This window comes from Flavobacterium oreochromis (assembly GCF_019565455.1).
In the GTDB taxonomy this organism is placed as follows: Bacteria; Bacteroidota; Bacteroidia; order Flavobacteriales; family Flavobacteriaceae; genus Flavobacterium; species Flavobacterium oreochromis.
Map to the genome: position 1 here is coordinate 1499936 of NZ_CP067377.1, position 13640 is coordinate 1513575.

Annotated in this window: 10 protein-coding genes and 1 pseudogene; 6 read left to right on the plus strand and 5 right to left on the minus strand. The window is 31.9% G+C overall.

Features of this window, described 5'->3' with window-relative positions; all coding sequences use genetic code 11:
• Positions 1 to 16: 16 nt before the first annotated feature.
• From JJC03_RS07155 to JJC03_RS07175, 5 genes and pseudogenes are all read right to left on the minus strand, one after another.
• The gene (locus tag JJC03_RS07155) at positions 17 to 346 is read right to left on the minus strand and encodes a hypothetical protein (protein WP_235874230.1); all 330 of its coding nucleotides are present in this window, start codon (positions 344 to 346) and stop codon (positions 17 to 19) included.
• A gap of 4 nt (positions 347 to 350) precedes the next feature.
• Positions 351 to 2525 (minus strand): HET-C-related protein, encoded by a 2175-nt coding sequence (locus JJC03_RS07160; RefSeq protein WP_235874231.1) that lies wholly within the window; start codon positions 2523 to 2525, stop codon positions 351 to 353.
• Between the two features lie 149 nt (positions 2526 to 2674).
• Positions 2675 to 3058, minus strand: coding sequence for a hypothetical protein (locus JJC03_RS07165; RefSeq protein ID WP_235874232.1), 384 nt, complete (start codon positions 3056 to 3058; stop codon positions 2675 to 2677).
• A 2-nt stretch (positions 3059 to 3060) separates the two neighbouring features.
• Positions 3061 to 4971: a type VI secretion system Vgr family protein gene (locus tag JJC03_RS07170; RefSeq protein WP_235874233.1), complete on the minus strand. Its 1911-nt coding sequence runs from the start codon at positions 4969 to 4971 to the stop codon at positions 3061 to 3063.
• Positions 4972 to 5900: 929 nt separating this feature from the next.
• Positions 5901 to 7174, minus strand: a pseudogene (locus tag JJC03_RS07175) (acetyl-CoA hydrolase/transferase family protein).
• 121 nt (positions 7175 to 7295) lie between these two features.
• On the opposite strand from JJC03_RS07175, the gene map reads away from it, so the two are divergent.
• The 6 genes from map to JJC03_RS07205 all read left to right on the plus strand — a co-directional run bounded on the left by map (position 7296) and on the right by JJC03_RS07205 (position 13621).
• Complete coding sequence (gene map, locus JJC03_RS07180; protein WP_088399848.1) at positions 7296 to 8120, plus strand: type I methionyl aminopeptidase; 825 nt, start codon at positions 7296 to 7298, stop codon at positions 8118 to 8120.
• 419 nt (positions 8121 to 8539) lie between these two features.
• Positions 8540 to 9310 (plus strand): class I SAM-dependent methyltransferase, encoded by a 771-nt coding sequence (locus tag JJC03_RS07185; protein WP_088399850.1) that lies wholly within the window; start codon positions 8540 to 8542, stop codon positions 9308 to 9310.
• 102 nt (positions 9311 to 9412) lie between these two features.
• The gene (locus tag JJC03_RS07190; RefSeq protein WP_235874234.1) at positions 9413 to 9814 is read left to right on the plus strand and encodes a hypothetical protein; all 402 of its coding nucleotides are present in this window, start codon (positions 9413 to 9415) and stop codon (positions 9812 to 9814) included.
• Positions 9815 to 10048: 234 nt separating this feature from the next.
• The gene (locus tag JJC03_RS07195; protein ID WP_235874235.1) at positions 10049 to 11590 is read left to right on the plus strand and encodes an SNF2-related protein; all 1542 of its coding nucleotides are present in this window, start codon (positions 10049 to 10051) and stop codon (positions 11588 to 11590) included.
• Positions 11583 to 12293 carry a DEAD/DEAH box helicase gene (locus JJC03_RS07200; protein WP_235874236.1) on the plus strand — a complete coding sequence of 237 codons (711 nt, stop codon included), beginning with the start codon at positions 11583 to 11585 and terminating at the stop codon, positions 12291 to 12293. Before JJC03_RS07195 ends, JJC03_RS07200 begins: the two co-directional genes overlap by 8 nt.
• Positions 12294 to 12373: 80 nt before the next feature.
• Positions 12374 to 13621 carry a type IX secretion system plug protein gene (locus JJC03_RS07205; protein ID WP_088399854.1) on the plus strand — a complete coding sequence of 416 codons (1248 nt, stop codon included), beginning with the start codon at positions 12374 to 12376 and terminating at the stop codon, positions 13619 to 13621.
• Positions 13622 to 13640 lie beyond the last annotated feature (19 nt).

Consider the following 13640-nt stretch of genomic DNA (forward strand, 5'->3'; position numbering starts at 1 on the left):
TATTAGTGTTACTACTTTATTTACCATAACCGCTTTCTTTTTTCTTTTCATCATAAGCTTTTTTTCCATCGCCTGGGGTTATCTTGCTCAACCCCTGTTTTTTTCGCAATTCGTTTAATCTATTAAAACCGTTTTGCCAGCGCGTTTTCATATTGGCTATGGCAGATTCTAAAACTTTATTTTCGTCTTTTGTTAATTCAAAATCTCTAATTAATTGAATTTCACGAGAAAGTTCAGAAATTTCTTGATAAGAATGTAAAAGACCGTATAAAACAATGCTGGCTTGATGAGCTAGTTTTACTCTACTCTTATTTTGTTGACACCAGTTTATAACCTCTTCATCCATATAATCAGTATATATAGGGTGTAAAAAAAAGTTTTTCAGCTAATTTTCTTATCCCTGTTAAATCATTCTTCTCAAACAATGCGCCAACGGCATTTACGGCTTTAGCAGCAAGCGTTACGGCGAGGTGGTGCAAAGGTTGTATGCCGTTATCTTTTGCTAATTGTGTATGAGTGGGTCCATACGGGTTTACTTTCCAAGTACCGTTTTCTAATGCGGTAATATCTTGTTCTAATTGTGTTTGAAGATCATCAATTAAATTGATAAGAAATAAAGTTAAAAAATGATTGCGGACATTGCGTATTACACTAATGTATTGTTTGATGAAATCAAAAATACCAAAAGCATTGGTAACATCTTTAAAAGAATAGCCTAATACCCTTTCTTTTACCATAAAATCTCTAAAATCAAGATATTTTAAAAAGGCTTCAGAATATGAATTATCGTTTGTTCCTTTATAGGCAGTATTTTTTTCTTTGGTGTCATTACTTTGAGCGTTTGTTACATCTTTTAGCATTTCGTATATCCATGCATCCTTAAAAGTTCGCTCTCCTTCTTTAAGCCCTTCTTGTTCTTCTATATCAATAGAAAATGCTTTATTATTCATTTTTGGTGCAATACTCGCTATGGTGTCAAGCATTCCAAAACTACCTGTTTGTACCATGGCACATTCTGCTTGTGCATAATATAAGCCTTTATTGCTAGTTGTGTTACTACCTAGAGTTGTATAATAATCGGAAGCTTTTTTACCAGGATTTGTTTTAAGGTATTGTTTTACTGCGTTGCTATGTAAATCTGGATTAGTAATAGTGTTAAATTTTATTTTGCTTCGATCTATGACACTATTTTTAATAAAGCTATTTGAACTACTATCTGCCTTATATTTTTTTAGTTCTTCTTGTGGTACTGTATGGGTAATATTGTCCCATGGAAACACTTCGGGGTCATACACTTTAATTACTGCCAGTTCACAAAAATTACTATGTGCATAAAAATCTTCTAAGATATGCAAAGCAGCCCCAAAATTGATACGTCCTTGTACCGTATTAGGGTTTGATTTGTTTAAAAAATTGATAAAACAATCGTAGGCACTTTCAAACGGTTCTGTGCTATTGCCACGTATATAATTTTTAGTACCCGTAGCAGTGTTAACATTCCATTGTGCATCTATAGGGTCTTTTACAAAATCAGGATCTAGTTGATGATTAAGGTTGGGCGGAGGACATTCCTTGCCCTTTTTCTTATTGGCTTCACAAATAAATTTAGGGTGCAAAGCAAGAGGATTGTCTATATGCTCTTGAGGTTTATACACCCCAAGTAAGTCGGTAGTTACCGCTGCAAAACTATTTCTAAAATCGGTTAAGTATTTCATATAGTTTTGAGGTCTTCCTTGAGCATTATCAGCTTTTACTTTTAATTTCCCAAACTCTTTGACTCCCATTAACTCTACGAGTGAGGTAACTCCTTCACGGCTTAGCTTTACAGGGGAGAGCGTGGTAGACTTCCAAACTAAATGAGCTTCCCAATTTTTTAATGAAAAGGTATAATCTACAGGGTAATTGTAGGTGCGCTCATCGGTATACGTTACTCTATTTTCGTCTAATATATTTTTTAAATCTTTTATAACACTTTTGTCCTCTTTAGCATTGGTATATTGCGCTTTATACTCTTCACTTAGCATATCAAGAGCATTTGCCATAGGGCGAATAATCATTGGATCTATAAACTGTGAAAAATCACGTAACCAGTTACCAAAATAAACTTGAGATCTATTTATATTTTCTTTTCCCGCAAAAAGTTTTAAGCCACTTAAAGCCCTATCTTCAATCGATTGATGCCCTAAGCCGTGCAAATCGTCTCCTAATCCTGCACCAAAAAACTCAAAACCTGCATATTTATTTGTATCGTCTTCTTGTGCTCTAGAATCAACATATTCGTTAAGCTTTTCGTGCAAATCGGTAAAATCCCATATTAATTTTTTTTCTTGCCCCTTGATGATAGCTGTTGCATAATGCTGGTCCTTGTTTTTAAAAGGATCTATGGCATATTTTTTATACTTTGTATTCATTTTAGAAGTATAAACTGCTCCTTCATCATTTTTTGCATCTCCTTTTGTACTCGAATATTCGTTACGCAACAAATAATCTAGATGATGTCCAAATTCTTCTACTAAAGCAATCATTAGTAGCTTATGATAGCCTTTATTCTCTAAAGCCCCCTCAATAAACCCTTGAGAAATGATGATGTGGTTTTTGTATTTAGGTTGCTCATTACCGCTATAATAGGCAGCACCAAAACCAGGAAGGTCAAGTGCTACTGTTATCTTAGGATTTATATCTTCTTTTTATCACTCGCATTTTGATATAACTTTTCATAGGCTTTAAGAGGGATATCGGCACCAAAAATTTCTGCCATCCAAAAACAAAACATTGCTTTACTATCTTTCTTGGCAAAGCTAAAGAGTTGTTCTAAAGCAAATCTACTTTCTAATTTGTATTCGCTCTCTTCAATTTTTAATTCAGGGGGAGAATATTTATCGTATTTTACCCCATCATCACCTGTCATTTGAACTTTTTTATTACTAGTTAAAGTAAGGTTTTCTTTCATAGATTCAATATTGACCTGCTCAGAAATCTCACTAATATTACCTGCTCTTATAAGGTAATTTTCTTTTACTTTAATAGTAATTTTGCCTGCTTGTTTAAAAATGCCCATCTTTAAAATAAATTTGTTTTTTCTGCACTATTATTTTGAATGGTTTTTCCACTTTTAAGCGTCATGCTTTCTTTCTCGCTAAAAACATCAATTTTTTCAGCGAGTGTATTACTGCTTTTAGAGTTTCTATATATTTCATTTTCAGAAATCTCTTTTCTTTCGTTTGAAGTTTCTAAAATCTCTCCAGTCGCTGTTTGCTTTATATTATTTCCTGCACTTTGAGTTATATCATTTATAGCTGAATTAGTCATGTTTTTTCCTGCGCTAATAGAAACATTTTTACCTGCGGTTATCGAGACATTGTCTCCTGCATTTACAGTAAAATTCTTTGGTGCATTTACATTGATATTTCCTTGCCCGTCCATTGTCCAAGTATTGCCGCTTGGGTCTTCTATAAAAACGGAACCTTGGGCATCGTTTAGGATTATTTTTGTGCCAGATCGGGTATGAATGACTTTTTGATCATTTCCTGGGGTATGGTACCCACTGGTTTCGCTTCCGTTGTAATGAGTCCCTAATACAAACGGTTTTTCGGCATTGCCGTTTTCAAATCCTACAAGGACTTCTTCGCCTATTTCAGGGATGAAATGAAAGCCTTTGCCAGCTCCTGAGTGGGGTTGTATCAAGCGAATCCACGGGGTTTTTTGATTCTTTTTTTCTTGCCAAGGAAATTGTACGCGTACTCTACCCATTCCCATAGGGTCGTTGTTATCTACTACGCGTGCGGTTTGTTCTTCGCAGTTAGAATGGATGTTGTCGTCAAAATAAGGTGGGGTCCACATATCAGGGATTCCTACAAATTCGTTGTAATAATCCTTTCCGTTATGAAAATGATTGATTTCTATGATGCGGTAGGTTTCCATGGGTCTGTCGTTAATGTCAATCAGCTTGGTTAGAACGCCTTGTTTGAGTTCGGGATCTTTGCTTTTGCCTTTTACGATCATCAGGTTTTCTCTGTGTTCTTTTTGTTTTCGTACGGCCTCTTGTAGTTCTCTGTCTGTTTTATTATTAATACCCGTTGAGTTGTAGTGTTTATTGGGTTTTTTATGAAATACGTCTTTTGAGGCGTTTATTGCGGTTACTTGGTAGGGGTTGAATTTGTTTTGTAATTGAGCTGAGGCGCTATCTCTTTGTAGGGTGCTGCCTGATTCTACATCGTAGGAGGTGTAGGTAAATTGCTGGGGTTTTACAGATATTTCAAAGGATGCGTGTACTAGGTCTGCGCCTTCTTCTAGTTGGATGATTTTAGGGCCTACTTTGTTGCCTAATACTAGGCTTTGTCCGTTGTAATAGAGGTATTCGCCATAGCGTATGGCCAGTTGTTTTAAAAATTGGTAATCTGTTTGATTGTATTGTACGGTGTAGGGCAACACGTGTTGGGTGTTGTTATTTTGGGTAATGAGGTTGAGTGTCTTGGGGTAATCTGTTGCTATTTGTTGGGCTATTTCTCCTAGGGTTTTGTTTTCAAAGCTTTGGGATTCAAGGCCTTGTTCTAGCATAATCGTTGGGGCGTGTCCTGTTATGTAAAGTCTGCCGTAACCGTCTTTTTTTAAGAGGTTTAGGTGGGTTATAATTCCTGTAAAGGTTTGTTTTATTTCCCCAAATCGGTGTAGGTGGATCTGTAGGGTTTTGCCTAGATAGCTTTTAGAATTTTCCATGATGTACGCCTCTTCGTTGTCTAGAGAATCAGCACGGGTATCTAGGGTAAAGCTGTCGTGGTCGTTAGTCTTTTGATGGAATGCTAGGTTAAAATGGGATTTTTCTAAAAAGTCTTTGCCTTCTATACTTAGGGTGCAGTACACTAAGAAATCAGATTTGTCTGTTAGGTAGTCTTTAAAGGTGCGTAATTTAGCGTATTTGGCTAGGTCATCTGGGTGGTTGAGCCTTCCATAATCACTGTTGTAGTTTTCCATAGTTTGTTTATTTTTTTAGTTCTTGTTTTTTTATTTAAAAATAGCGGTTATTATAACACAACGCATTGTTTTATTTTACGATGGCTTAAAAATACAATATTTTGTATTAAAACCAAGATTAGTTAATGGCTTTGTTTGGGGTTTTAATAAAATTAATTCAAAACGTTAAACCTCGTATATAGGTGTTGGAAATTTATTATTGTTAAAAGGGCTTTGAATCGAAAAAAAACACTCCATTTTTTGTCTTCAATGGAGTAAAACTAGAACTACGGGAAAAATTGCGGTTCATATTCCTCTTTTGGCTCTTTTGTTCTGCATTGCAAAGTCTGTTGCCTAATTTGGGTTCAGTCTATTGATGGGGCAATGTTTTTGTATGCTTACTGAATTTTTTTGTGTGGAATTTTTTTTCACAAAAAAAAACTACACAAAGTTGTGTGGAAAAAAAATTTTCAAAAAAACTACACAACTTTGTGCGGAAAAAATATTTTTTAAAAAAACTACACAAAGTTGTGTGGAAAAAAAATTTTAAAAAAACTACACAACTTTGTGCGGAAAAAATATTTTAAAAAAAATCCACACAGATTATACGGAGTGTTAATCTATTTAATTATAAAGATTGTGTCTTGTATTTTCTAAGAGGGGGATTATGGAAAGGGATAGGAAAATAATGTGAGCTCCTGCTTTTCTTGTTTGTGTTTTTGTTTTTAAAATGAGGGCTAAGGGGTTGACAAGAGTTGATTTAAAAAAAGTGTGTCCCAAAAGTAAAAAACCAACACACAGTTTGTCTCTCCAACGGAAAGAGGAGTTTTATAAACAGTATTATGTGATTTTTATCTCTCAATAGGATTGTTTGTAGTCTTTTGGGACACACTTTAACTTATACGCTTTGTGGAATGATGCGTTCTTTACAAAGCTTTTTACTTTTAAAATTATATTGTTTTTAAATATGCTGTGTATTCTTTTTCAATGCGTTCTTGATGAGTAGGGTGTGCAATTTTTACCATTTCAGCGACACGCTGTTTGAGTGTTTTGCCATATAAATCAGCTATTCCATTTTCTGTAATAATATATTGAACATGGGAACGGGTAGTTACCACACCAGCACCTTGTTTTAAGAAAGGAACAATTCGGCTTTCACCTTTTTTGGTAATAGAAGGTAGAGCAATAATTGCTTTTCCTCCTTCACTAAGAGAAGCTCCGCGAATAAAATCCATTTGTCCTCCTACTCCTGAATACATTTTCATTCCTATAGAATCAGCGCAGACTTGTCCTGTAAGATCTACCTCAATAGCAGAATTAATAGCAACCATTCTTTTGTTTTTTCGTATTCGAGCAGTATCGTTTACAAATGAAGATTCTTTCATTTCAATAAAAGGATTATCATTTACGAAATCATATAGTCGCTGTGAACCTATTAAAAAAGTAGCTAATGCCCGCCCTTGTAATATTCCTTTGTAATTACAGTTAATAATATCTTTTTCAATAAGATCAATTACTCCATCGCTAAACATTTCAGTGTGTAGTCCTAAATCCTTATGATTTGTGAGTTTTGATAGTACAGCATTTGGGATTGAGCCAATCCCCATTTGTAAGGTACTTTTATTTTCGATTAAACTGGCTACATAGCTTCCAATTTTTTCTTCCTCTAGAGAAATAGGAGCTACTTCATGACTAAAAATAGGCTGATTTACCTCAACCATATAATCAATTTCGGTTTCATGTAGGATGCCATCGCCAAAAGTTCTTGGCATTTGAGGGTTTACTTGAGCAATAACCGTTTTTGCATTTTCTATAGCTGCTAAAGTAGCTTCTACAGAAGTGCCTAATGAGCAATAACCATGTTTGTCTGGGGGTGATACATGAATAAAAACAACATCTAGTAAAACTACTTTTTTGCGGAATAGATTAGGTAACTCACTTAAAAAAACGGGAGTATAAGAACCATTTCCTTCCTTTAAAGTATGGCGTACATTAGCACCTATAAAAAGGAATTAACATGAAAACTTCCTGCAAGAGCAGGATCCGCATATGGTGCATCTCCTTCAGTATGTAAATGACAGATTTCTACATTTTTTAATTCAGAGGCTCTTTCAGATAAAGCCTTTGTTAGTATGCTTGGTGCTGCAGCTGCAGCTTGTATATAAACTCGATCACCAGATTTAACGATTTTTACAGCTGCTGCTGCTGATACATATTTACTCATAACCTAAAATTTTAGACCAAATCTAGTTATTTAATAAGGATCGTAATATGATAAATCTCATGCTTAAAATTAGATCGTTTATTAAACTATTATTGTATTTTTGCAGACTTACTTTGAAGAAATGAGTAAAATAATATTAAAAACAAGAGAAGAGATAGAATTAATGCGAGAAAGTGCTTTAATTGTATCCAAAACGTTAGGAATGTTAGCTTCAGAAATTAAACCTGGAGTGAGTACTTTATATTTAGATAAATTAGCAGAAACTTTTATTCGTGATCATGGAGCCACTCCTGCTTTCTTAGGAATGTATGGATTTCCTAATTCACTTTGTATGAGTCCTAATTCACAAGTAGTTCATGGTATCCCAACAGATAAACCGTTAGAAGAAGGAGATATTATTTCGGTAGATTGCGGGGCTTTAAAAAATGGTTTTTATGGAGATCATGCTTATACTTTTGAAGTAGGAGAGGTTTCCTTAGCAACCAAAATGTTGTTAAAGACTACTAAAGAATCTCTTTATGTAGGAATTCGTGAGCTAAAAGCAGGTAATCGTACAGAGGATGTGGGACATGCTATTCAAAAATATTGTGAAAGCCATGGTTATGGAGTCGTTCGTGAATTAGTGGGGCATGGAATAGGACAAACCATGCACGAAGCTCCTGAAATGCCTAATTATGGTAAAAAAGGACGCGGTAAATTATTACAAGAAGGAATGGTACTGGCCATAGAACCTATGATTAATATGGGAACTAAAAATATTAAACAGCATAAAGATGGTTGGACTATCACAACTGCTGATGGTAAACCTTCTGCTCACTTTGAACATGATGTAGCTATAATAGATGGTAAACCTGAATTACTTTCTACCTTTGCTTATATTTATAAAGCATTAGGTATTACCAGTAATGAGGAAGATGAATTTAGACAACAACCTTTTACCGTTTAATAACATACAGTTACTCAAAGCAAATACTACCCTTTACAAAAATCAAGTGAAGTGATCTGAGCTATTATGTAATTGTTTGTATAAAAAAAATAAACCTTAATTCTTTGCAATAAAATAATGAAAAGGATTTTTTTTTTTTTTTTTGAATTTATAGTATAACGTTTATTAGTGAACAATAATTACCTACTGATCATTAGATTAGATGGAATAGAAGGGAGGATTTAGTGCCTAAAAGAAAGTAAGTAACTCAACTTAAATCATTGAAAGTTTTACATCTTATGATATTTGAAAACTTAACTGGTTTAAGATTTAACTCAATACATTCATTAGGATCAATTGATTTTAAAATATAAATAAAAAGATTTATAAATAAGGTTCTACGAAACTTTGAGTTTTTTGTGAATCTTTACGAGCTAGAAATGAAAAAAATATTCAAATTCTTTTTAAATGTAGTGCCAAGGCCTATTCTTATACGAGTTAGTATTGTTATTCGCCCAATCTTGGCATTTTTACTACGTGGAACTAAATTTACGGATCCTATTGATGGAAAAAGTTTTAGAATGTTTCTTCCGTACGGTTATGGAAATCAAAGAAACAATGTGCTTTCACCTAGTACACTTTCTTTAGAAAGACATCGTTTATTATGGCTATATCTACAAAATGAAACTGATTTTTTTACGGCCAGAGAAAAAAAGAAAGTATTGCATTTTGCTCCTGAGCAAGAGTTTTATAAACGCTTTAAAAAACAAGCAAATATAGAATATACAACTACCGATTTATTTTCACCGTTGGCTGATGTAAAAGCAGATATTTGTAACCTCCCTTTTGAAGATAATTCGTATGATATTATTTTTTGCAATCATGTATTAGAGCATATTCCAGATGATACAAAAGCCATGCAAGAATTGTATCGTGTTTTGAAGCCCGGCGGAATGGGCATTTTTCAGATTCCGCAAGATTATTCGCGTCAAACAACTTTTGCAGATGATACGATAACAGATCCTAAAGAACGTGCAAAAATATTCGGACAATATGATCATGTGCGCGTATATGGATTAGATTATTTTGATAAATTAAGAAGTATAGGATTTCTTGTTAAAGAAATAGATTATACTAAAAAATTAGGAAATCCATTAGTTGAAAAATATTGTTTGGCAAAAGGAGAAATTATTCCCGTTTGTTTTAAATAAAAAGGATATAGCTAAATAACTAAGAAGAGGAACCTGATTAAATTAAAAGAGGTTCCTCTTTTTTATAGGATAATAGTAATAATTCTAAATAAGTAAAAAAAAATGTCTTTTTCGTTAGCACTCGATTTATCATGGAATCAGCTAGAAGATCGTTGGGTTCCATTTTTATATTTGATTAATACAAGTCAACTTCCTTTGTATGTATTTAAAAATGCCAATGAAGAAACTTTAAAAAGTATTTCAAAAGAATTAACGCCAGAAGAAAAGAAATTATGGCTTTTAGTGTTGGATTTAAAAACAGAAAATATACTTAAAAAACTTACCAAGAATAAAAAGATTACTTCATTAAGTTTGCTAAAAGAAGATCGAACACTTAAAACAATCTTACAAGAATACCTAAATAGGAAACTAGGAGCTATTTTAGATAGTATAAAAAAAATAGAAATACCACTTAGCGTAAATTTAAATTCAAAAAAGAATTTTATTTACATCAGGTTTATCTAACTGATAAAATAATGCCTGCTCAATTGCATTTTTCTAAAAATGAAGAAGGGGTTGTTTATACTCTCACATTACTTGATAATGGAAAAAAATACATCCGCAACAACATAATATAAACATATTAAATCAGTTTCCTTGCTGGATAGTTTTTAATAAAGAGCTAACGTTAATTCCAGATATAGATGGGCTAAAGTTAAAACCTTTTTAAAAAATCAATCAGTACACATTCCCAAACGAATGGAAATAGAGTATTTTAAAAAATTTATTAATGATATTGTAAAAAAAGTAAGTGTAGAAACGGAAGGTTTTACGATTCATACTTTTGATCAAATAGCCTCTTATAATGTAAAAGCGAGCCATGATTTTTTAAGTAAACAATTTTTTGTGCAAATACTTTTTGATTACAATGGATATGTTTTTTCATCTAATACTGATAAAAAACAACATTCCTTTATAGCGTTTGAAACAGATGATACTGTAAAAGTAATTCAGTTTAAAAGAAACCTTTCAGAAGAATCAGTAATTGAAAAAAAACTAGTTGATTTTGGATTTGAAAAAAATAGAGAAGGTAATTTTTATTTACCTAATTCATCTGACGAATTAGCCAGTGTAGAATTTATTTTGCACCATTTAGAAGCTATGCAAACAGCTGGTTTTGTATTAGACGATTTTTTTGTAGATCATAAAAAAGTTCAACTTCAAAAAAGTGTACTTTCTTTACAAAGTACAGAGCAAGCAGATTGGTTTGATTTAAAAATTACAATTTCTTGTGGGAATCACGCTTTCCCATTTTCAGATATTATATCTAATATAAAAAGTGGTAATCAATGGTTTTTATTATCAGATAATACTTATTTTATTATTCCAGCTGAATGGATGAAGCGCTATAGTAATTTAGTTCAATTTGGGACAAAGCAAGCAGATGGAAGCATTGCTTTACCTAAAAGTCATTTTCAGAATTTAAACCTAGACCATGTTGTTTTAGAAACAGAAAAAAATATAAAAAAAACACTACAATATACCTCCTCATCTTTATTAAAAGCTACTTTACGTCCCTATCAGATACAAGGGGTACAATGGTTACTTAATCATTATGCTAATGGAGTAGGGGCTTGTTTAGCAGATGATATGGGATTAGGAAAAACCTTGCAGACTTTAGCTTTACTTATTGCAGTTCAAGAAAATGAACAATTTCAAGAGTCTTCTCAAACCTCTGAATTAGATTTGTTTAGTAATTCTAAACTAGAAGCGTCAGAATCACTAAAAGCATTAGTTGTTGTACCCTCTTCATTAGTGTTTAACTGGTATAATGAAGCTAAAAAATTTGCTCCTCATTTTAAATGTATAAAATATATAGGAACAGAGAGGAAATTGTTGACAAAAAAAATAAGCCGTTATGATCTTATTTTTACTAGTTTTTCTGTTTTAAGTAGAGATAGCGCACTGTTAGAGAAAATACCTTTTCATTATTTGATAGTAGATGAAAGTCAGCAAATTAAAAATCGGAATTCTAAAATATTCAAAGTCTTAACCAGTCTACAAGCAGAACATAAAGTTTCGTTAAGTGGTACGCCTATTGAAAATTCATTAGCTGATTTATGGTCACAAATGCAATTTATTAATCCCTCTATATTAGGAGAATTTCCTTTTTTTGATCAATATTTTAAAAAACCAATTGAAAAATATAAAGACGAGAGTAAAATAAATGAATTAAAAAACATTATCAATCCATATATTTTAAGAAGAACCAAGACAGAAGTACTAAAAAGACTTGCCTGATTTAATTGAACAAGTAGTTTATTGTCAAATGGATGAAGAGCAAGAAAAGCAGTATGAAGAAGAAAAATCAAAAGCTCGTAATTATCTTCTTAAGCTAGAAGATACCCCTTCTATATTACACGTATTAAATGTATTAATGAAATTGCGTCAATGGAGTAATCATCCTAAGTTAGTCGATCCCAGTTTACAAATGACTTCGGGAAAATTTTATGATGTAACAGGGTATTTAGATACCTTAACTAAAGCGAAAAGTAAAACCTTAATTTTTAGCTCATTTGTTAGTCATTTAAGTATTTATGAAGATTGGTGTACTCAAAATAATATTCGTTTTTGTTCATTAACAGGTAGTACATCTACGGAAGAAAGAGAAAATAGTGTAAAACAGTTTCAAACAGATCAAGATACCTTATTCTTTTTTATTTCTTTAAAAGCAGGAGGAGTAGGGCTTAATTTAACTAAAGCATCCTATATTATTTTACTTGATCCTTGGTGGAATCCTTTTGCAGAAAAACAAGCCATTGCCAGAGCTCATAGGATTGGACAAGAGAATAAAGTAAACGTAGTTCGTTTTATTACGCAAAATACAATTGAAGAAAAAATTTTACAGTTACAACAAAATAAAAAAGAATTATCTGATAGTATTATTGATGAAAGTACCATCCCTGAATCAGTAGCTCAAAATTTAGCATATTTATTGCAATAAATACAGTAAAAATAGGTTTAAAATAGTAATTTAGTTTATAATATATCAATTAAAAATAGTTTAAACAAAACTAGTAAGTCATGAAATCAACTTATATCGTTATACTATTTCTTTTTAGTCATTTTACTTGGTCTCAATTAAATGAAAATATTCCACCTTTTAATATTAAAACAATAGCATTTAAACAAGCCAATAATGTAGTATTTCCTTTTTTTAAATTAGGCGAAACTTTTGAGTTTAGTTTTGATGATTTATATGGTAATGAAGAGGATTATTATTTTACAATAACTCACTGTAATTATGATTGGACTGTGTCCGATTTAACTAGGAATGAGTATTTAAACGGTAATGATAATCAACGAATACAAGATTATCAAAACTCTTTTAATACCTTACAAGGATACTCCCATTACAGATTAAATTTTCCCAATAATTTTTGTCAAATAATTAAAACAGGAAATTATGTGCTTTCTATTTTTAATAAAAATAAAGAACTGATTTTCTTAAAAAAATTTATGATTTATGAAGATCAAATTGAAGTTCCTGTTCAAATCAAGCGTTCTAGAAATTTAAGTGATATTAATGAAAAACAAAATGTAGAGTTAGCTGTAAAATCTAAAAATATATTGTTTCAAAATCCATTGCAAAATGTAAAAATTGCAATTTTTCAAAATGGACGATGGGATACTGCTAAATATAATATTAAACCACAATATACAATTGGTAATGATTTAATTTATCGTTATAATACAGAAACACAATTCTGGGCAGGCAATGAATATTATTACTATGATAATAAAGATATAAAAATACCTACTAATAGTATTGCAAGAGTAGATTCTAGTTCAGGATTATACAATACTTTATTATATCCTAATGAGGCTAGGAAGAATAAGGGATATACTTTTTTTCCAGATGTAGATGGAATATTTCAAAATAGAAACGTTTTTGCGCGAGATAATAATGATGTCGAAACGGATTATAGCTGGGTTTATTTCTCCTTATTTGCTCCTAATTACCCAAAAGAATCAGCTATTTACGTAACAGGTTTGTTTAACAATTATTTACGGACAGATGAAAATAAAATGGATTACAATGCAAATAAAGGTATGTATGAAAAAGCAATTATGATCAAACAAGGATTTATTAACTATAATTATACCTTAGTCAATTCAAAAAATCAAATAGATTATCAAAATGCCATTGATGGAAATTACTATCAAACTGAAAATAAATACCAAGTTTTTGTGTACTACAGAGCTAATGGAGAGCGTTTTGATCGTATAATAGGTATGGGAGAAGCAAGTTCATTAAATATTACTAATTAAATTTAACAAATATTAAGGC